Source organism: Cohnella cellulosilytica, assembly GCF_042431195.1.
Lineage (GTDB): Bacteria > Bacillota > Bacilli > Paenibacillales > Paenibacillaceae > Cohnella > Cohnella cellulosilytica.
Genome location: NZ_JBHMDN010000028.1, coordinates 1 through 20,542, shown reverse-complemented (window position 1 = coordinate 20,542; position 20,542 = coordinate 1). Strand labels below are relative to the sequence as shown.

Below are 20,542 nucleotides of genomic sequence, written 5' to 3'. Positions count from 1 at the left end.
GAGAGAAAATGCGGAAATCGATAGGGATTGCGCTGTTCTTGCTGTTGCTGCTGCCTGCAAACTTCGTTTATGCGGAGGACGCATCCGTTCTGCTGCAGAAATACGGTTACTCCGTCGGCGATCCCGTCGTCGAAGGAGAGAAGCTGGCGCTGCTCGAGAACGAGTATCGCGAAACGGCACGCACGGTGAATAACCAAACGATGCTTTCCGTCGCTTACGATCTTGCCGGCCGATACTACGAACGGGGATTGATAGAGCGGGACTCGGCCATCTATGCGCTGGGAGATTCCCTTCAACTGATCCAACTGAAAATGGATGAAAACATAGAATCCGACGTGGCGACGATTATGGCCTTGGACGCCGAATACCGTTCGGTCGAGGGGGAGCTTCGAAGGCAGCGCGAAGCCCGTGACAAATGGCTCATTCAGGCGAAGGCGGATTACGATATGCCGACCGCCGATATTGAATCGAACAAGAAGAGGCTCGATCGGCTAAGCCGGGATGTGGACCAACAGAAAGCAAAGTACGAACGCGCTTTATCCTATCCGGAGCTCGGAACGGTCAACGGGTTTCGCTCGCCTCTTGAAATTCCGGCGACGCTTACTTCCCCTTTCGGAGAGAGATTGGATCCGATTACGAGGGATGAAATCAGCTTCCATCGAGGGGTGGATTTAAGCGCGCCGATTGGCACCGCCGTACTTGCGGCCTTTAACGGAGAAGTCGAGGCGGCCGGGGAGTCGGAGGAATTGGGGTTCTACGTCATTCTGAATCACGGTTCCGGGATTCAGACGCTGTACGGACATCTCGACAGCTTTCAGGTCGAGGAAGGCCGACGAGTCGAGCAATACGAAGCAATCGCGAAATCCGGAAATACCGGGTCTCGCACGACGGGCCCGCACTTGCACTTCGGGTTGTACATTAACGGCAAAGCGGTCGATCCCGCAAAGCTTATATTTTAAATCGGAGAGTGAAGGTAATGATTGTCGCATCGCGAGAGCGTTACTTGCCGGTCGTAGTCAACACGTTGGTGCTGCGCAAAGATAACTGGTATTTCTATCTTCATCGGGACGTCTACGATCAGGCGGTCGTCTTGAACGATCGGTACGACGAAACGTTCGACGATCTGGTCGGACTCGTCGGCAGCAAACACGGCAACGAGGAGACGGTGCGCTGGTTTTACGAGCAAGCTCCCAGACCTCTTCACATTTTAGCCCCTTTCATTCATTTGATCGACGGGAAGATCGAACGGGATATGGAGCTTGTCTGCGGGGCGTTGCACGTCATTACCGCGATGATCCATATCAGGCAGTTTATTCTTAAGCCGCTGGAGATTCGCAAGAGCGTATCGTTCTCGCTCACCATCAAGGAAGAATACGAGCTGGCTTGGGAAAGATTTTTTGTCTCGTCAATCCCCTACGATCAGCGGGGGGCGCTAATCCAAGGTGTCGGCGACACGGTTGCTCAGCCGGCTTCTCGCGCTTCATTAACGGATACGATAGCGCTGTTCCCGGAGCAGACCGATCGTCTGGAGCCTCTGAACCGCGCTTCAGCTCCGCGAGTCGTATCGACGAACGACGAGAGAACCGCAACGCGGAACTTGCTATTGAAGTAATTGGAAGGGAAGGAATACGCATGAATGAGACGCTAGAGGCGATGGCGAAGATCTCCGAAGAACTGGCCGCCATGCGTTCCGGTTCGGAACGACTGGTGATCTTATACGGAGAAGCCGCGGAAACAAGCGATTTGACGTTCGTGAAAATCCTCGAGGAACGATATGCCGAATTGTTTCGGGAGATTCAGGCCGTTGATGATTATATTGCGGCACGTATGAAAGAAGAGAAAGAGCGGACGGAGGCGAACGGGCTTGGGGGGTAAAACAAAGCTGCTGGACATGCAACTGCTCGAAACGTTGCATGCGGAGAGCCGCGAGCATGAGCAACTGGTAAACGCCAGTCTTCAATCCGTGCACAGGGAACTGGCCAAGCTGAACGAGCTTGCGATTCGGCTGGCCGCCAAGGAGCACGGCGGCGAATTGAAGAAAGCCGTTGTCCATGCGGACACAATGATCGAAACGCTGAAGGATCATTTTGAACAAACGAAGAGATTGATCGAAGTCAAGCTGTCAGGAGCCGTTAATCTTTCCCCGATCAGGAGCAATCCGTTCGCCGGCTCCGCCCGTACGTCCGGCTCGCCCGATGTTTTCTCGTTAGACCCGAAATTGAAAAAGTAAGGATTGGCGTCAGTAATAACCAACATAGACGACGAGGCAGGCCAAGACGAACAAGCTGAAAGCCGCCCAGATCGCGTAGAGGCGATAACGGACTTTACGGTCGCGCGCTTCGTAATCAAACAAGCTGTCTCCCAAGGGAATCGCGACCTCCTCCTCATATTCGCCACATACGAGGGACAGGAGCTGAAGCTCGTCTTCCGGCGACAGTTCGGGAGGCCGGGCACCGGAGGCAACGACGACTTCGATCGATTTGCTCCGGTTGTCTTTAACGATACCGATTCCGCCGTCGCATTCATAGTAGGAGAATGAACCGGCCGAGACAGCGTCCGTGCCGAATTTGGACGCAAATTCGGCGGCTGTCAGTTCTTTCGTTTTCATACCTTCAACTCCTGGCTCATGCAGATTTTACTTTCGGATGAAAAGCGGTGGTAAGCCATGATCATTCTCGCTTTGGCTGCGGCGGCGGTGGCCGCGGCGGCCGCTACGGCGATATTCGCCCGGCGGACGAGAAGGGCCGCAATGGCTCCGGGCCGGTGTGAACTGATCTCCGCCGAACTGTTCGGCTTTCTGGAAGAAGCGGACGATGCTTATATTTTAGCACATGAAACGACACAAATAGGCAGGTTTGGAAAATATGCAACGGAAACGGTATGTCATGGATTGATGGAATCGATATACAAAAATCCATCCAGAATGTTCGGCACGAGAAAATATCGCAGAAGATCGTGGAACGTTGTCGCTCATGATCCGGAGTGGATTGTGGTTTGCAAGCGGCTGTCTCACGTTCCGGTGAATTTAGGCAAAGGAATCCATACGGCGCTTGGCGACGATAGCGTAGAAATCTGGACGATCGCTCGTCTGGAGAACGGGTATCGGATTATCGACGTGAACGTCTCCCAGACGCCGGGATGACGCAATGATTTGGAGGGTACGTATATGCAGCTTTCCCTGCTGAAAGATAACGAGCTGTTTTCCTGCGTTCTTCCCGAGAAGAAGAAGGGACAATATTGGATTTCCCACGTCAACGATCAGGGCATGGAGGAAGAGCTCATTGGCGTGGAAGGGATTGACGGGGAATGGATTCTTAAATCGAACAAAAAAGCTTACGTACAGGGAGCGGATCATCGCCGAATCAAGGAACTCAAACTGGGCGCTCCGAACTTTTACGGCCTGTTTCTGAACAAGACGCACCAAGCGGCTTGGCTGTATTCCGAACCGGTAACGGAGGATCGTAAAACGTTCCGAAAGCTGGCGCTTCCCGTCCAGGGCAAGCTCACGATCGGACGCTCCGAGCATTGCGATATTTATTTCGCCAATCCGCACGTCTCTTCGACGCATGCCGAACTGATCGTCACCCGAACCGAAATATCGATTCGCGATCTAGGAAGTTCCAACGGCACGTTCGTCAACGGCAAAAGAATCCAGCAAGTCGTTCTCTATCCGGGAGATATCGTCTACTTGATCGGCTTAAAGCTCTTGATCGGAAACGGCTTCATTGCCGTCAACAATCCCGACGGCCTCGTATCGGCGGACCGAACGGTTCTGGTCCCATATGAGAAACAGACGGTCTTGCCCGGCGATGACGACGACTATGACACGGATGAGGAAATCGCGGTGGGCCATTCGTTCTATCGTTCTCCGCGATTTAAGAGAGATATCATGCAGGTGGAGTTCAAGATCGATCCTCCGCCGGCCAGAGCGAATCCGCAGCAGACGCCGATGATGCTCATGCTGGGACCGTCGATGACGATGGGGATGTCCGCCGCATTCATGGGCATCTTCACGCTTCAGAACGCGCTTGGCTCAGGAGGCAGCGTAAGAACCGCTCTTCCGACGCTGGTCATGTCCTCGAGCATGCTGATCGGAACGATACTATGGCCGATTCTGACGAGAAGACATGAAACGAAAAAGGCCAAACGGCGAGAAGAACTAAGGCAGGATAAATACATCGCTTATCTGCACGAAGTCGGGCGGGAGATAGACAGCGAAGGCGAACGGCAGAGCCGGATTCTGCGGGAAAACCATGTGACAATCGACGACTGCGTATCGAGAATTCGGCTTCGGCAGCGAAATCTGTGGGAGAGAACGAACAGCCAGAACGATTTTCTGAAAGTTCGTCTTGGAATCGGTCAACTGCCGCTCGCCGCGGAGGTGAAGTATCCGGAGAAGCGGTTCGTGCTCGATGACGACAATCTGCAGGACGAGCTGTACAAGCTTGCGGAGAAGCCGAAAATACTGGATCAGGTTCCGATTACGCTGTCGTTGACGGAGGATTGGTTTTCCGGTTTTATCGGCAGCCGCTCCAGCGTCGCCGATCTTGTGAAAGGCGTCGTATGGCAGTTGGCGGCGCTGCACAGCTACGATGAATTGAAGCTCGTATTCCTGTACGACAACAGCGAACGGGAAGTCTGGGAATTCGTCAGATGGCTGCCTCATGTATGGAATCATGAGCAGGGCATTCGGTTTATCGCCACGAATCCGAACGAGGCGAAAGAACTGTCCTCTGTTCTGGAGAAGGAGATTGCCCGACGCGAAGGGTTGAACGAGGAGGAGCTTCAAAATACGAGTCCTTATTATCTGATTTTCTCGATGAACAAAAGCCTGGCCGCCAAAGCGGACATCTTTCATTCGTTGTACAAGCGCAAGCAGAATATCGGCGTAAGCGTCATTCATCTCTACGATGAATTAAAGCATCTTCCGAAAGAGTGTTCGATGGTCGTGGAGTTCGGCGGCAGCGCGTCCAAAATTTTCGATAAAGACGATATTTCCGGAGAGCAGATCGCGTTCCAACCGGATTTTTATCTCAAACAGGACGAGCACGAGCTGGCGGTGAAGCTGGCGAATACGCATCTGGGGTCGGCTGCTTCGACTTATATCCTGCCGACGACGCTGACGTTTCTCGAAATGTTCGGCGTCGGCAAGATCGAACATCTGAACGCCCTGCAGCGATGGAAGGAGAACGATCCGACTCAATCGCTGGAAACTCCGATCGGCGTGGATACGACGGGAGAACTGTTCAAGCTGGACCTGCACGAGAAGTTTCACGGCCCTCATGGACTGATCGCGGGAATGACTGGCTCGGGCAAGAGCGAGTTCATTATGACCCTGATTCTCTCGTTGGCCGTAAACTACCATCCCGACGAAGTCGCTTTTATTCTGATCGATTACAAAGGCGGCGGCATGGCGAATGCGTTCGAGAATTTGCCGCATTTGGCCGGAACGATCACCAATCTGGACGGAGCGGCCGTCAAGCGATCGCTGATCTCGATTCAGAGCGAGTTGAAGCGTCGGCAGTCGATATTCGGCGAGACGAGCAAACTGGTTGGCATCAGCAATATCGATATTTATAAATATCAGAGGCTCTATCGCGAAGGCCGAGTCCGGGAGCCGCTGCAGCACTTGTACATGATTTCGGACGAATTCGCCGAGTTGAAGACGCAGCAGCCCGAATTTATGGAGCAGTTGGTAAGCGCGGCAAGAATCGGGCGAAGCTTGGGCGTACATCTGATCCTGGCTACACAGAAGCCTTCCGGGGTCGTAGACGACCAAATCTGGAGCAACAGCAAATTCAGAATTTGTCTCAAAGTTCAAGAGAAGGCAGACAGCATGGACGTTATCAAAAGGCCGGACGCGGCGGAGCTTTCCGTCACCGGGCGATATTTCGTGCAGGTCGGTTTTAATGAACTGTTCGATATGGGGCAGTCGGCGTGGGCGGGAGCGCCGTACTATCCGGCGGATCGATTGGAGAGACAACGGGATGACAGCGTGTCCGTAATCGATAACTTGGGCAGGGTGACGAAACAGGTGCGTATCGACAAGCGCAGGTCCGCGAACGCCAACCCGCCCAAGCAAATCGACGAAATCAACAAGTATTTGGCGGCGATCGCGGCGGAAGAACGAATTCGCGTCAAGCCGCTGTGGCTCGAGCCAATCCCGTCCCTTATCGTGGTGGACGAATTGAAAAGCAAGTATCAAGTGCCGGCCCCTTCCGCTTTTTCGCTTAATCCGGTAATCGGAGAGGTCGACGATCCGGCGAATCAGAGACAATTCGTCATGACTTTTCCTTTGATCAGGGAAGGGAACGCGATCGTATACGGCTCGGCCGGCAATGGCAAAACGACTTTTCTGACGACGCTGATCTATTCGTTTATCGAGACATATACGCCGTCGGAAGTCCAGTTCTACTTGCTGGATTTCGGTTCGGAGACGCTGCGAGCCTTTGCAAGGGCGCCTCATGTCGGAGACGTTCTGCTGTCGCACGAAGCGGAGAAAATCAACAATCTATTCAAAATGCTGTACCGCGAGATAGAACGCAGGAAAAAACTTTTGGCCGATTACGGCGGTGATCTTCAGTCCTATTTGAAAGCAACCGGAGAGCAGCTGCCTGCCATCGTAAATGTGATTCATAATTACGCGGCTTTCGCCGAGACGTACGACGACAAGGAGGAAGCCATCTCGTTCTTGACGCGCGAAGGTTTGAAATACGGAATTTATTTTATCCTGACCGCGGCCAACACCGGTGCGGTGCGCTACCGGATCATGCAGAATTTCAAGCAGCTGTACGTGCTGCAGTTGAACGATCCTACGGATTACTCCGGCGTTCTGGGTAACGTGGACGGCATTTATCCTTCCAAGTCCAAGGGCCGGGGAATCTTCAAAACCGATCGCGTCTACGAGTTTCAAGTCGCGCACGTGCACCGGGATACGGAACAGATCTTCGACTATTTGCGGCGGTACAGCGACGAAAGGGCCCGGAGCTGGACGGGAGTCACGGCTTCGAGAATTCCGATTCTTCCGGAGCGGATCGATCTCGATTATCTGGCGGACGAGCTGAAGTACGGGCGTCAAAGCGGGGTGCCGATCGGGGTCGAGAAGCACAGCCTTGCCCTTCACTATTACGGTGTCGAGCAATCTTATATTCATCTGGTTTTGTCACAGAGCAACGACAAGGCGGATTTCATGCAGGGACTCGCGGAGGTGTTGGCTGCCCAAGCGACGACAAAGGTGCTCGTGCTCGATCCAAGCGAGCATTTTATCCGCCAGGAAAACAGGGAATATGAGTTGGAGACGACAAGTCCAAGGTTGGAAGAGCGGGTGAATGAACTGTTCCAGATGCTCGTATCCCGCAATAACAGCTACAAGGATGCCAAAGAGCGAGGAGAAGCTCTGCCCTCATTCGAAGCAGTTACGTGCTTGATCCATTCGCTGTCCGGTCTAATGTCGGGAATATCCGAAGATGCGAAAGACAAGCTTAGAGTGTTGCTGGAAAAGGGAGAAACCGCTTATCAGGTCAGCTTCGTGATCAGCGATACCGTATCCAATCTGTCGTCTATGTCCTATGAGAATTGGTTTAAAGCGAAGGTATCGCTGAGCGACGGGATCTGGCTGGGCAACGGCATCGCGGATCAGTATCAACTTAAGCTCGCGAAGCTGACGAACGACCTGTATCAGGATATTGGCGACGGCTTCGGTTATCGCATATTGAAAGGAAAAACGACATTGATCAAGCTTTTAACTTCTATGACGATGGAGTCGGAGGCGATGGCCGTTGGATAGAATTCTGGTAGAAATCTATCTCCCCGTCGTGGATCGCAGCTTCGACGTCTACATTCCCGTCGCGCTTAAGCTGCATGAAGTGGAAGCCATGCTGGCGGGAATATTCAAAGAAATCTGTGACGGCCAGTTCGTCGCTTCGCCGGATGTCGTACTGTGCGACAAGCTGACCGGCAATGCGCTCGATATTAACCAATCGGCTCTGGAACTCGGTTTAATGAACGGGTCCAGGCTGATGTTAATATAAAAAAATTCGAAGGGAGCAAGTGAACATGGCAAGAAAAATTACGGTAGACCCGTCCAAGCTCGAGACGGCGTCGCAGAAGATGGATGGCTTGGCGGCCGATTACGAGAAGCAGTATCAGCAGCTTTTCAATGAAGTCGACGGAATGGGGGCGGCATGGCAAGGCGCCGACAACGTTGCGTTCGTCAACCAGATCAAAGGCTTCATGGACGATTTCCAAAAAATGAAAGCTTTGATGATGCAGTACTCCGATTTTCTGAAGCTGAGCGCCAAGGCATACAAGGATACCCAGACCGAAACGATCAACCAGGCCAAGCGCTTGGCCAACTAAACCAAGAACGATAAGGAGGAACTAAGAATGGCGGATGGAATCAATATTTCATTGGGAGAAGTATCGAAAACAGCGAATACGATCCGGACGTTGAATACGGCGTTGTCGACGAAGCTGGACGAAATCAAGAAGGAAATGAACGGGCTGGCTTCGACGTGGCAGAGCGACGCATCGAATACGATTCGCAACAATTTCAATGCGCTTGCTCCCCGTTTCGAAGAGTATCAGGCAGTTGTCGATTCGTACGCGAAGTTTCTCGATATAACGGTAACCAACTACGATAATACGGAAACGCAAATCAACAACAACGCCAGCGCATTCAAGTAAACGGAACAGGCCGTTCCTGTCGGAAAGCTCATTTTCCCGGCAGGGACGGCTCCATAATCCAACCAGGCGGTGACGGTGATGGGGATTAACGTTGGAGCGGCCATCTCGCAAGCGAATTCGTTAAACGGATACGCCGCTTCGCTGACCGATATCATGAATGGCTTAAAACAGAACAGGGCTTTGCTCACGCAGGCATGGAATGCGGATGAAATGCGATATGTTCTGCTGGCGATCGAGAAGATTGCCGGCGAATTGTCGCAAGCCAGCTCCGAGCTGCGGTCGTTAAGCGGCGACATCGCAAGCGTCGCGAACGAGATTCGCCAGGAAGAGCTGGCCAGGGAAGCAGCGGCGAGAGCGGCGGCCGAAGCGGCTGCCAGGGCTGCAGCGGCGCAATTCATGAAGGGGGGCTGACCGAATGCCGTCTATATATATTCATATCGATGCGGTCAGAATGGTTCGATCCGACACGGGACGGCAAACGGTAAAGCTGATGAACGCAAGGATGGGGACGACGGCGGCCGGCTCGGGCGTCGATTATCAGATTCGGACGCGTAGAAGCATCGATTCCCGCTTATCGAGCGTTTATCGGAGACTGGAATCGGCCGAGCGGCGAATGAAAGAGCTGGACGCGTTTTTGGAAAATTCCTCGCTGGGGTACGACCGGACGGAGGAACGGCTGGTCCAGGAAGCCCGCAATGTCAAGGCGCCTTGGAGAGACGCCCCTTGGTGGAAGGAACAGATCGTTGATCCTTTGGTATTGATCAACAGGGTTGTGAGGCCGGGGCTGGAACTGCTTAAGGAATTCAACGATTACAGAGGCTTGAATATTCGGTTTTATAAAGAAAACGGAAAAATGATCATTAAGATCCTTCAAGGAGATCTCACATACAATCAGTTCAAAGCTATGCTGACCGATCGTCTGGGAACCGTATCGGCATGGAGCCGAGGGTTTACGAACCGTTTGAACTCCACCGGCGTTAGTCTCTATGATTTCTCGACCAATCGCCCCAATACGAGGTATACGAATTTTTTCGGAAATACGAACCTCGATGATCTTAATCGCTATGTCCATAATCTGGGAACCTCGAAGTGGACTGTATTCCGTTCGACGTTTAAGGAAAACTGGCTAGAAGAAGCGAAGCGCTGGAACGATTACAAAGGATGGGTAAACGCGACCAAGATGGCCAAAGCGTTTAAGGGAGCCGGGATCGCGGGAGACGTCTTAATGGTGGCGTCCAATTTCTCGGATTGCTTCTATAATTCGCGAACGGGAGAGATGGAATATACGGGAGAGGCGGTAAAGAAATTCGTTGTCGATACTGCGGTCGATGTCGGAGCTTCGGCAGCCGCAATCGCAACCGGAGCCGCTGTCGGCTCTCTGATTGTCCCGCCTGTAGGAACAGTAGTCGGCGCAGGGGTTGGGTTCGGGGTCAATTGGGCGATGAATTATGAGTTCGGCGGACCGCCTCCCAAGAGTGTGGTCGGCCACACGAAGGACGCAGTCAACAGCGCGGTAGATTGGACGAGCGATGTAATCGACAATATCGGGAGTAGGCTGGCGAGCGTATTCTGGTAGGAGGCAAACGCTATGTTGCGTGATTGCAAAGAGGAAGATTTCGACGAGCTCAAGGCGGTTTCAATCTATCGATTGTCGCCGGATGGCATTTTCGCAGGTTTAATTGGAGCCTTCGTTTACAGCGGCGTCATGAGCGTAGTAATGGCGTTTGCGCTGTCCTACAGCACGACGATTACAAGCGTTTATTGGTCGCTGATTCAGAAACTGGATCTTGGTTTGTTGATTCTGCAGTTCCTGTTCGTGCTCTTGTTTGCATTTCAGTCTACCCGATACCGGTTTCAGACGCTTCAATCAATAGTCTTGTGCGCGGTCTTCCTAAAGATGTCCCTCGATGGCTATAAGGTCTATTTCTTGTCGCTCGAGGACAGGAACTCGCCAACCCAATTGTTCGACATAGGAATTGGGGTAATCGTTGGCGGGCTTCTTGTGTTGATATGGGCAGTTATTCGTGCGATCGGAAAAGTCGAGCAGGGCAAGATTACCCAGGATGGCACCTATTTGTATCCGGTAAGCCGGAGAACGGCCATTGTTATCGCGATCATCTTGATCGGGGCGATGATGATTGCCCGGGTCTCGGAGTCGTTCATTGACAAATCCTATCGCGGCATAACCGGACCAGTTTCCCTGTTGGTCATTTTTTCGATTCTTCAATATGCTCTAGCAATCGCATGGCCCGAGTTTTTCCTGCTGGCTTATGCCAAATCCAAATTTCCGGGCTTTGCGCTGGAACCGTCGGATATGAAAGCAAGTACGGACCGCGGGACAATCAAGAATGAGAAGCGGGAGCTTCCGAAAGCTTCATTCAAACAATCTCTCGCGTTCTGGTGGACTAAACCGATCAGCGTCATTAAGTCGCGAGCAGGGGGGATGTCGGAGAAGAAGGCGCCCTTCTGGATGCTGATCGTGATTTGGCTGGAAACGTCTTTTGCTTTAGGAGCGGGGCTTCTACTGTTCACGCTGTTGGGCAAGCAGAACCGATTGGATTTTGCCGAGGGGCCTGTTCGGTATGCGGAAGTTTATTTTTACTTCGGGCTGGCTGCGGCATTGCTGTTATTAATCGCCGTTCGAATCGGGGTTGGACGGGGCAGAGGGTTCTCGAAAGATGAAGCTGGGGAGAGGGGGAGAACGACAGGTGAAAATAAAACGAAGTTCCCTGACGTTCAATAATGTGATCCGGTTGACGACCACATGCAAGCTAAACGAATGGGATCGGGTTGCAAGAGAGCTTCGGAACGCGATTCTTAAGAACAATCTCTATGCGACGGGTCCGACGATCTATCAAGTCTCGGAGATGAACAGGGATGAGAACGAAGCGGTATTTACGTTTTGTTTGCCGATCAGCGAACCGATCGCAATGCCGCCCAACGATAAATACAGCTTCGAGACAGTATGGAATATTCCCGACGGCCTGATGCTTCGGCATGCGGATTTGGACGACGAGCTTGAGATCAGCTACGACATCGTTCGTACCTGTGCCGAGGCGAACGACATTCGGCTGCAAGAGCCGTTCTACAACATCTATTTGGATGTATACGGAGACGGCGTCATCGATATTTTCGCCCCCATACTCCCTAAGGAGCCCAAATCCGATGATCAATTCAAATGACGCGATTCGGTATACGAATGTCGTTTCGAAAAAATATCGGTTTCATTATCTGGATATGAAAGAAGTCATCGAGGATTTCCTGCAATCGATCGCCCGTCAGAAGCTGACGATCAAAGGGCCGTTGTTCTATTCGATTAACAATGTGCCGCTGGACGAATGGGTTGTCGGGGAGCTCTTTATGCCGATTAAGGAAGACGAGATCATGCGGGAGGACAATCTCAGCTTCCAAAGCTATTTCTTTATCGAGTCGATGGTCTCGCATTGTTTGTTTACCCGTTTCGAAGAATTCACGCAAGTCTCTTACCGGATACTGCTGGATTTCATCGAGCACCAGGGCTTGACCCAGACGACGCCGATCTTTCATGTTCTTTCGGGAGACGAGACCCTGCAGTATGTCTTTATTAAAATCGGTACCGCCATCATGGGTGAACGAATGGGACAGGAGGAGGCCGCTTATGATACCGGTCATTAAAATATTGCAGTATGTACTGCTCTTTCTGACCACGTTTTTATTGGCGGCCGCGTTCTCGGCGAATGCCATTATCGGGGGCATCTGTTTACTTCTTTTTTTGCTGAATTTGAAATGGATGAGCAGGTATCCGGTATCCTTTGCCGGCATGTTCTGCATTAACGGCATACTGACTGCGCTGAGCGCAGCGGCAGTCATCAGAATCATCGTCCTGATCGCGGGAACTACGACTTTCCCGCTCGTGCCCGGAATACTCGTCGGGGTCGCTGCGATTGCTCCCGTTTTCCTCTGGTGGAACGTTAATATTCTTGGGGTGTTCAGAAAACTATCGAGACATAGAAAATAACGGCGAAAGCTCGCTTGTATATAGACTAGGTCATATGAATCCGGGAGGTGAACGGCAAATGAACGCGGGAGCGAATATGGAACGGAACGAAATCGTGAACGAACTGTACGCCATTATCAGGGAGTTAGAACAAGTAGCGCAGGAACTTCAACCGATCAAGGGGATTGGGATGGAACATTGCGCTTCGAAATTGATGCAGCTGTCGGACAAGTATAAGAGGATTAGAAATCAACTGTAAATCCGATACAGAAGGAACGGTGAGGAACGTTGCTGCAGGCGGGTACGAGAATCGGCAATCGCTACGAGATAGAATCGCTTATCGCCGAAGGGGGCATGGGCTGCGTTTACCGGGCGAAGGATACGAAGCTGGGGGATAAGACGATCGTCGTCAAGGAAATCAGACAAACGAATCAGGAGGCTTTCCTGGAGGAAGCTCGAATATTGACCGGACTTTCGCATCCTTTGATTCCGAAAATAACCGACTATTTCGAGCCGGACGGTGACGGCCATTGCTACTTGGTCATGGAGTTCGTCCGAGGATCGACCCTGCAACAAAAGTTCGAACAAGAGGGGCGTTATTTAGCGCTTGATGCCCTCATGAAGTATATGCAGCAGCTTTGCGATATTCTGCATTACCTGCATCATCAGCCGACGCCGATTATTTTTCGCGATTTGAAGCCTTCGAACATTATGATTGACGAGCATGACAACGTTCAGTTGATCGACTTCGGCATCGCAAGAAGCTTCGACCGGAACAAAATGACGGACACGGTCCAGATGGGAACGATCGCATTCGCGGCTCCGGAGCAGTTCGAAGCGAAGCAAACCGATTCCCGAACGGATATTTACGCGGTCGGCTCGGTCATGTACTACCTGCTGACCGGCGGCAAGTACGTCTATCAGACCGGAGGCTCGGCAGCTAACCCTCTTGCGGGTCAGCCGCTCGGAGTAAGCGAGCTTGTGCAGCGTCTCATCGATCCGAACCCCGATAAGAGATTTCAGAATATCTGGGAAGTCAAGGAAGCTCTGGCGGTTGTGCAGCTTCGATCTCAACCTCTAGCGGCAGCAGGGGGAACGTCTATCGCGAGGGAGCCTGCTTTCCGGACGGTGATGCTGAAGGCAGAGGAGCGGCAGGCTGTTCCGCTGGCGCATGAGATGACCGCCCAATTGGGACGGGGGTTGCCAATCGGCGCCGCGTCCTCTTATACGACGAAGGCGACTCAAACCCATCCCGCTCTGATCATCTATTTGCTCGACGTAAGCGGCTCAATGAGCTTGGCGCTTGGCGGGCGCAAAAGAATCGATGTCGTCACGGAATCGCTGAACGTGGCTTTACGGCAGATGGTATTCCGATCGACGAAGGGGAGTCGCATCTCCTCGCGATATCGCGTTGCGATCATTGCCTACAGCGACGAAGTGCGAGATTTGCTGGGAGGAATCAAGAGAATAGACGAATTGATGAACGGCGGTATGCTCCCGGTTCTGAATACATATCGGTTTACGGATACCGCGAAAGCCTTTCAGCATGCGGAGAAGCTGCTGAAAGAAGAGCTGCCTTCGATACAGGATTGTCCCGCTCCGCTTGTCTGCCATATGACGGACGGAGTCTATACCGGAGAAGATCCCGAGCCGATCGCCCGCCGAATTATGAACATGTCCGTAAAGGACGGCAACGTGCTGGTCGAGAACATCTTTATCTCCGACGAGGTGCTGGAGAACGAGATCGAACAGCCGAAGCGTTGGTCGGGCGTTCGAGAGAATACCGACTTCAAGGACGATTATGGCAATAAGCTGAGAAACATGTCTTCGGTTATTCCCGAAAGTTACAGAATCATGATGCGGGAAGCGAATTACAATCTGGCGATGGGATCGTACCTGATGTTTCCCGGTACGAATCCCGATCTCGTATCGCTCGGCTTTCAAATGTCCGCGGCGACACCGATTTATTGATGATGGACGAGAGAATCCAACTTCCGCAATCGTCGGAGACGCCTATTCAACTGCGGAGCGGCCCGAATCTGCAATATCGTTACGGCTATGCACGATCGAGCGAATGCCGCGAAGCGGACGAGCCGGGGCAGGATTATTTAACGTTCGTGGAAAGCGAAGAGAGCTTGTCATTCGTGCTTTGCGATGGCGTCAGCCAATCCTACTATGGGGATTTTGCCGCCAAGTTCGTCGGCGATCGGCTGCTGGAATGGCTGCTAGACGGTGAGGCGTATGCGACAGAGACGCCGTCGGAATGGCAACGGCGATTGAATCGATATATGTGCGAGGTTGCGGCCGATGCCGAAGAACGGTTAAAGGTTCGTGAAGTTTCCCCGGACATGCATGAATGGCTGAGGGATGTATTGGCGGAGAAGAAAAAAAGGGGGAGCGCAACGATGTATTGCGGAGGGCGAATCGATTTCCCGGGAACGCAATTTCCGGATGGACGGCTTCTGCTCGCATGGCAGGGAGACATTCGCTGCCGGATATGGCGGGAGCGGGAGGAATTGACGCAAGATCTGCTAGGGAACAAATTTCGTACCGATCAACAATGGAACAGCGTTGTCGGCCCGATTGGCGGGATGCCGCATCTGATTTATTCAAGTCTGCTTCAAGGTGGGACGAAGGGCGAATTGCTGCTCTATTCGGACGGATTCCAGGCATTGGACCGCTATCCGTCCGTCTCGGATATGCCGATACAGGAGCTTTTCTCGAACGAAGCCGGTCATCCTTCGAGCGACGATATTAGCTTTTTGCAGGCGATATGGGATTACACTCCACGGTAAGGAGAAGGCGAAATGGGATTTCAACCGGAAGTCAATGCTCCACTGATCATTAACGGACAAAGATTCGCGATCGGGCAGCACCCGAATGCGCCGACGATTCCTTACGGCCAGGAGGGTCGCCAAGGAACGGTATATCTGCTGCATAGCGAGGATCGTCGCCGGAAGAAGGCGATGAAAGTATTCCGCAGCAAATTCGTGAATCCGTCGCTGGTCTATCATACCCAACAAATCGCCAAGTTCAGCGGCGTGGAAGGTCTGCTCGCTTGCGAACGGTTCATCGTGACTCCTCAGAATAATACGGAACTGCTAAGAGAAGAGCCGGATCTTCTATACGCGGTCGTCATGTCCTGGATCGAAGGGCCGACCTGGATGGACATGCTGCTCAATAAGCAGAAGCTGACAAGAAGACAGAGCCATTCCGCTGCCTACGCGTTGGCTCAAGCCCTTGTGGCGATGGAGCAACGAGGCTTGTCGCACGGCGATCTCTCCGCTCCCAACGTCATGCTGCCGATGTTCGGCGAGCGAGGCGCGAGTGTCAGACCTATCGATTACGTTCAGCTTATAGACCTGGAACAAATGTACGCCTCGCATTTGGAGCGTCCCGAGCATTTGCCCGTTGGCTCGCCGGGTTATGCTTCGCAGCGCCATCCGTTGACCCAGATGTGGGGACCGTATTCTGACCGATTTGCCGGGGCGGTGCTGCTGACGGAGATGTTGGGCGCCTGCTTGGATTCCTTTTTCGATTCGACTTGGGGGGAGAGCTACTTCGCGCCAGAGGAGACGCAGAGCTACGGCGAGCGTTACGCGCGATTAGTCGAGTTTATTCGGTCGGAATGGGGCGAAGCGATCGTATCGCTGTTCATTCGGGCCTGGGACAGCAATGAACTGTCCCAATGTCCGACGTTCGGCGAATGGATGATCGAGCTCGCGAAGACGGAATCCGGAAGCAAAACGTCCCGGATCGCGGCATCCGCAGCGGCCATTTCGGCAATCGGATCGGGCGCCAAAGAGGAAATGGCCGCAGCCGCTCAAGAAGGACAGTTGAAGCGGGCAAGACAATACGAGTCGAAAGGCAAGTACCTTGAAGCCATGGACGTGTATCGCTCCATCCTTCAGCGAAACCCGAACGCGAATTTGGCGAAGGAAATCGCGATCGCACTCGAGAGTCTGACCGCCAAGCAGGATATCAAACAGAACGAAAGCCGTGAAAGAAACAGGAGGAGGTTCTCCTCGATGAGGAGAATCGCAACGATATCCGCAATCGTCGGATGCTTGGGAATCGGAGGTTATTTCGCATTCGGCTCTATTAAAGACTTCATCAACAAGGCCGGTTCGTCGCAGCCAAGCGTCTCCGTCGACGAATTAAAGCTCAAGGTTGCGAATCTCGAAGCGGACGTGGCCGATAAGAACGCGCAGATCAAGGAGATGAAGAAGCAGATCGAACATTTAAGCAAGCCGCTTTCGCAGAAACAAGAGGACATGCTGATGCAGCTCTCGCAGGATTATGAGCAAATTCGGAAGGCGGCCGAAACAAAAGCCGACTCCAGAACGGATCCTTCGCAGCTTGTTTTCGAAGCTTCCCAATCCTATATGAATCATCTGCACAACTATCTCATCGGAACGTACCAATGGGATTCTCATTTCGTGGAGCAGCTCAAAGCGGTGGAAGGCTATTATTATCCCTTCATGTACAACCATAACCGGAACGCGCAATTGAATATCCGTTTTTTTAACGATTATAAGGATCATCTGACCGGGAGGGGTTCGAAATGATATACGGGGCGTCGTTAGGACCGTTCATCAAAAAAGCGCTCGAAGACAAGGCTTTCCAAACCAACGTCGGCAAAATTGTCGAAACGCTGTCGTTGGCGCCGGAAGTCTCGAACATGGATGCCGTGATACTGGGACCTAAGGACGTGCGCGGAACATCCGGCGTTGCAATTGCCGAAACCATAAGCAAGAAGCATCCGTCCGTTCGCGTTATCTTCCTGTATATGAAAGATAAGGAACACGACTTGTTCGGCGATGAAGCGACGAAAATCATGTTGCCGAAATTAACTCCACAAGCAATCAAGGAAGCCGTTGCATCGGTCATCGATCTGAATGAAATCGGTACAGACGGACGCATTCTCGAATCGGCTGACGCGAAAGCCCGTCAAAGAGAGGCTTTGGAGCTTCGTGGCGCAAGCACGGAGGTTGTAGAGGAAGAAGTCGCCACGACAACGGAGGAAGCGGAGCTTCCGATTGAGACGATCGAGCCGGAGCGGGAACTTCCCAAGTCGCTGGAACAAAAATTGTTGGAAATGGGACAGTTCGCCGACTTTCATTTTTTCAAGCAGGCGTTGTCCCGGGACGAAGTGCTCAGCGATTTGCTTCAACAAAATACACAATACGCAGAATTGGTGAATGTGCTGGAAGCGTTGGATCTGCGCGTTGCCCAAGTATTTAAGAACGTTTCTCTCACGGTGGAGGAGCGCTTTGCGCTGGTGAAGCAGATCGGGATGGAGCGTGCCTCTTACAGCGGACTGGAGAACCAAATGCTCGCCGACAAGTTCGGCGCGGTCATGGATGCGATCGTCAAGTCGGCCGAAGCGACAGTCGAAGCGCGAGTCGAAAGAATACGTGAAGCGCTCGGCGTTGTCTCCGGCGCAAAGCTGCTTTACCACGACCAAGCCCGCCTTGATGAACTGATTGAGAAGCGGCTCGGCATGCAGGCCGAGCTGATGGAGCTCTCCAAGGACGTTATCGAAGTGTACATGGCCATGGATCGCAGCATTACCGATCTCGTTGCGCAGATGGACGAGGAGCTCCCGTACAACAACGACTATATTAATGAAGTTATGAAACCGATTCGGGCGATGTTCATCCCTCAGAACATCGCAACCGTTACAAGCAGGCTGCTTGGAGACTTGCAGCGCAATCGCGTGACGCTCTCGATCATGGAAGACAAGGTCAAACAACTGCTTACGCTCGTTTTCCGTCTCTGCGAGGAAGATGCGACAATTATCGATTACCAACAGCGTCTGATCAAGCTGCTGAGGGCGCAGCGGATTGAGGAAGTCGTAGTCGTCGATAACTTGCTCAAGCACTCTCTGCGCATTTTCGTCGGGGCGCCGGATACGGGAAGAACGGCAACCTCCCTCACTTGGTCGGGAACGCTTGCGCGCAGACATAATACGCTTCTGCTCGATCTGACGGGCAGCTCGAAGTTCGCCCAATACGGCATGGATTCCGTGCAGCTCGACGAATTGCTTGCCAATCGGCTGGAACGCCCGTTTTTATGCGTTGAAGGGCGTCTGGAATTGGAGCAGGTCGATGAGGTAGTGGCGGAGCTTAAGACACGGCTGAATTACTACGCCTATTTGAACGTGCTTGTCGATTCGTCGCAGACGGAGCTTCTGGACAAGCTTGCCGCTTCTGCGCTTTCCGTTCACTTCATCGCCGACTGCTCGCCGCGAGGCACAGAGTTAATGAAACAAACAATAGCTTCTTTCCAAGAAATCAACATCGCGCGTAAGGTCGTGCTTATCGATCCACCGATCGAGCCGTTTCAGATGCTGTCGGAATTAGGTGCCGATCCTTTGCTGACGAAGCTTGTCATCCTTCCTCGTATTCAGCATATTCGGATGTGCTCGCTCAATCGCGTAAGGCCTTTCGATAGCCGTGAGGTCGTAGAAGTGTTCGAGGAGGCTTTCCGGTGAAATTCGATCTGCTGTTGGAAGATGCTGCCCCCTTCAGCTTCTCTAGGCAAATTACCGAGCTTTTTGGCGAAAATTGTTTATGGAATATATTTCTAAGCTTATAATGAAGTGTGGATTGGGCAGTTGTTACTAATTTGATAAAAGAAGGATTTTTCAACAGTTGCGACGATAGATGCCCGAGGAGTATGCAGAGCAGAAGCAAGGAGGCGTTTCGATGAAGAGCGGGCTGAAGCCCATCGCTTGGCTATTCGTATCGATCCTGATGATGTTGGGAGTGACCGGCTGCATGTTCACGAGTGAGAAGCAAATGACGAAACGCATGTTCGACTATTTGGAAGAGAAGTACGGCGGTACATACGAAAAGGAAATTTTTGAAAAAGGCAGCACTTTGTTTCCGGATATGTACGGCGGAGCGAAAATGATGATGCATCCGGTTGGACAGCCTGATCTTCCCTTTTATGTATTTAAGGGCACGAGTTCGGAAGAGTTTAATGACGATTACCCGCTATGTTATTTCAGTTATCACTACACGGAAAAAAACAAGCGAGAGATTGAAGAGCTCGATGATCGCGATTTAATTGTAAAGTTCGCCCTAGGGTTCAGAGAAGTGCCACAAGACTCAAAAATTCTTCAAACCCCAGTCGAAGAGTTCGTTGCCGATGAAAACAGAGAGGGTAGCATTTTTTTGTATGTAGCTGTTCCAGTTGAAGGAGAACGGGCACCCGAGGATGACTCTGTTTTTTTTATCAACTTGTACAAGAAGATGAAGGAATTGACCGACCGCAATTTTATTGTATCCGTCGCTTATGTAAAGCAAGAGAACTACCAGGATGCCGTTGAGGCAATGAGAGTGGCATTCGCCGTCAATTTTAGCTGGAACTACATCCGGGAGGGCCGTCTTAATGATGTTTATTTTAGGCAAAGCGCCCCAATCTCAGACCCTTCATACTTTCAAAACCTTCTCAAGAACAAATAGAAAATGAAAGGGATGATGTGATGTCTGTTCAGAGAAACGATCTGACCGACGAAGAGAAATACTTTTTACTAGAGCTCTCCTACGTGGATTTGAATAGTGTCGTTGACTATAGAAAAGAAAATATGAATATTCTGCAGGTCTTGAACGATGCGTGGGATGTTCGGTCAATGGAAACCGAGCAGAGAGATAAAATCAAGGATTTAATCGATAAGTACAATGAACTTTCACAAAAGCACGGCGGGCTTGAGGATATTCGAGTCATCGGTTACGAGAACCACAATCGGACCGGAGATACGACTCACGATACGCAATCGGGATTCGTAGGATATGCGCTGGAGGATGCTAGCGGTAATCGGGGCTTTCTGTTTCGAGGAAGCGAGACAGATTCCTTGGTCGATTGGACGGATAA

General features: G+C 52.0%; 23 protein-coding genes and 1 pseudogene. 23 read left to right on the top strand and 1 reads right to left on the bottom strand.

Annotated elements, in window-relative coordinates; all coding sequences use genetic code 11:
- The first annotated feature begins 8 nt into the window (after positions 1 to 8).
- Genes ACFFT4_RS19735 through ACFFT4_RS19720 form a run of 4 tightly spaced genes read left to right on the top strand, consistent with a single transcriptional unit; the run spans position 9 to position 2,230 of the window.
- Positions 9 to 959 (top strand): M23 family metallopeptidase, encoded by a 951-nt coding sequence (locus tag ACFFT4_RS19735; protein WP_378050535.1) that lies wholly within the window; start codon positions 9 to 11, stop codon positions 957 to 959.
- A gap of 17 nt (positions 960 to 976) precedes the next feature.
- Positions 977 to 1,612, top strand: a complete 636-nt coding sequence (locus ACFFT4_RS19730) for a hypothetical protein (protein ID WP_378050534.1) — start codon at positions 977 to 979, stop codon at positions 1,610 to 1,612.
- A gap of 20 nt (positions 1,613 to 1,632) precedes the next feature.
- The gene (locus ACFFT4_RS19725; RefSeq protein ID WP_378050533.1) at positions 1,633 to 1,875 is read left to right on the top strand and encodes a hypothetical protein; all 243 of its coding nucleotides are present in this window, start codon (positions 1,633 to 1,635) and stop codon (positions 1,873 to 1,875) included.
- Positions 1,865 to 2,230, top strand: coding sequence for a hypothetical protein (locus ACFFT4_RS19720; RefSeq protein ID WP_378050532.1), 366 nt, complete (start codon positions 1,865 to 1,867; stop codon positions 2,228 to 2,230). Before ACFFT4_RS19725 ends, ACFFT4_RS19720 begins: the two co-directional genes overlap by 11 nt.
- A gap of 9 nt (positions 2,231 to 2,239) precedes the next feature.
- Here the strand turns inward: ACFFT4_RS19720 and ACFFT4_RS19715 are convergent, their stop codons facing one another.
- Complete coding sequence (locus tag ACFFT4_RS19715) at positions 2,240 to 2,608, bottom strand: hypothetical protein (protein ID WP_378050531.1); 369 nt, start codon at positions 2,606 to 2,608, stop codon at positions 2,240 to 2,242.
- 57 nt (positions 2,609 to 2,665) lie between these two features.
- On the opposite strand from ACFFT4_RS19715, the gene ACFFT4_RS19710 reads away from it, so the two are divergent.
- The 19 genes and pseudogenes from ACFFT4_RS19710 to ACFFT4_RS19620 form a co-directional block, all read left to right on the top strand.
- The gene (locus ACFFT4_RS19710) at positions 2,666 to 3,142 is read left to right on the top strand and encodes a hypothetical protein (RefSeq protein WP_378050530.1); all 477 of its coding nucleotides are present in this window, start codon (positions 2,666 to 2,668) and stop codon (positions 3,140 to 3,142) included.
- Positions 3,143 to 3,166: 24 nt separating this feature from the next.
- Positions 3,167 to 7,786: a type VII secretion protein EssC gene (gene essC, locus ACFFT4_RS19705; protein ID WP_378050529.1), complete on the top strand. Its 4,620-nt coding sequence runs from the start codon at positions 3,167 to 3,169 to the stop codon at positions 7,784 to 7,786.
- Complete coding sequence (locus tag ACFFT4_RS19700; RefSeq protein WP_378050528.1) at positions 7,779 to 8,030, top strand: methyltransferase; 252 nt, start codon at positions 7,779 to 7,781, stop codon at positions 8,028 to 8,030. Before essC ends, ACFFT4_RS19700 begins: the two co-directional genes overlap by 8 nt.
- Positions 8,031 to 8,055: 25 nt before the next feature.
- Positions 8,056 to 8,358: a WXG100 family type VII secretion target gene (locus ACFFT4_RS19695; protein WP_378050527.1), complete on the top strand. Its 303-nt coding sequence runs from the start codon at positions 8,056 to 8,058 to the stop codon at positions 8,356 to 8,358.
- A 27-nt stretch (positions 8,359 to 8,385) separates the two neighbouring features.
- A complete protein-coding gene (locus ACFFT4_RS19690) occupies positions 8,386 to 8,685 on the top strand; it encodes a pore-forming ESAT-6 family protein (RefSeq protein ID WP_378050526.1) in 300 nt (99 codons plus the stop codon).
- 78 nt (positions 8,686 to 8,763) lie between these two features.
- Positions 8,764 to 9,096 (top strand): hypothetical protein, encoded by a 333-nt coding sequence (locus ACFFT4_RS19685; protein ID WP_378050525.1) that lies wholly within the window; start codon positions 8,764 to 8,766, stop codon positions 9,094 to 9,096.
- A gap of 4 nt (positions 9,097 to 9,100) precedes the next feature.
- A complete protein-coding gene (locus ACFFT4_RS19680) occupies positions 9,101 to 10,261 on the top strand; it encodes a hypothetical protein (RefSeq protein WP_378050524.1) in 1,161 nt (386 codons plus the stop codon).
- A gap of 12 nt (positions 10,262 to 10,273) precedes the next feature.
- Entirely contained in the window at positions 10,274 to 11,428 is a 1,155-nt protein-coding gene (locus tag ACFFT4_RS19675) for a hypothetical protein (protein WP_378050523.1), read from the top strand.
- Complete coding sequence (locus tag ACFFT4_RS19670; protein ID WP_378050522.1) at positions 11,394 to 11,867, top strand: DUF5085 family protein; 474 nt, start codon at positions 11,394 to 11,396, stop codon at positions 11,865 to 11,867. Before ACFFT4_RS19675 ends, ACFFT4_RS19670 begins: the two co-directional genes overlap by 35 nt.
- Positions 11,851 to 12,339 (top strand): DUF5085 family protein, encoded by a 489-nt coding sequence (locus ACFFT4_RS19665; RefSeq protein ID WP_378050521.1) that lies wholly within the window; start codon positions 11,851 to 11,853, stop codon positions 12,337 to 12,339. Before ACFFT4_RS19670 ends, ACFFT4_RS19665 begins: the two co-directional genes overlap by 17 nt.
- On the top strand, positions 12,323 to 12,682 hold the full coding sequence (locus ACFFT4_RS19660; protein WP_378050520.1) for a hypothetical protein: 360 nt from the start codon (positions 12,323 to 12,325) through the stop codon (positions 12,680 to 12,682). The genes ACFFT4_RS19665 and ACFFT4_RS19660 overlap by 17 nt, the downstream gene beginning before the upstream one ends.
- Before the next feature lie 58 nt (positions 12,683 to 12,740).
- Entirely contained in the window at positions 12,741 to 12,920 is a 180-nt protein-coding gene (locus ACFFT4_RS19655; RefSeq protein ID WP_378050519.1) for a hypothetical protein, read from the top strand.
- Between the two features lie 29 nt (positions 12,921 to 12,949).
- Positions 12,950 to 13,579, top strand: a pseudogene (locus tag ACFFT4_RS19650) (serine/threonine protein kinase); the annotation flags it as partial.
- Positions 13,580 to 13,837: 258 nt separating this feature from the next.
- Positions 13,838 to 14,632 (top strand): vWA domain-containing protein, encoded by a 795-nt coding sequence (locus tag ACFFT4_RS19645; RefSeq protein WP_378050693.1) that lies wholly within the window; start codon positions 13,838 to 13,840, stop codon positions 14,630 to 14,632.
- Positions 14,629 to 15,456 (top strand): hypothetical protein, encoded by an 828-nt coding sequence (locus tag ACFFT4_RS19640; protein WP_378050518.1) that lies wholly within the window; start codon positions 14,629 to 14,631, stop codon positions 15,454 to 15,456. Before ACFFT4_RS19645 ends, ACFFT4_RS19640 begins: the two co-directional genes overlap by 4 nt.
- Before the next feature lie 12 nt (positions 15,457 to 15,468).
- Positions 15,469 to 17,229: a serine/threonine-protein kinase gene (locus tag ACFFT4_RS19635; RefSeq protein ID WP_378050517.1), complete on the top strand. Its 1,761-nt coding sequence runs from the start codon at positions 15,469 to 15,471 to the stop codon at positions 17,227 to 17,229.
- Entirely contained in the window at positions 17,226 to 19,157 is a 1,932-nt protein-coding gene (locus ACFFT4_RS19630; protein ID WP_378050516.1) for a response regulator, read from the top strand. The genes ACFFT4_RS19635 and ACFFT4_RS19630 overlap by 4 nt, the downstream gene beginning before the upstream one ends.
- 214 nt (positions 19,158 to 19,371) lie before the next feature.
- The gene (locus ACFFT4_RS19625; protein ID WP_378050515.1) at positions 19,372 to 20,133 is read left to right on the top strand and encodes a hypothetical protein; all 762 of its coding nucleotides are present in this window, start codon (positions 19,372 to 19,374) and stop codon (positions 20,131 to 20,133) included.
- Positions 20,134 to 20,153: 20 nt separating this feature from the next.
- Positions 20,154 to 20,542 (top strand): hypothetical protein (locus ACFFT4_RS19620; RefSeq protein WP_378050514.1); only part of this gene is annotated, 389 nt, incomplete at its 3' end.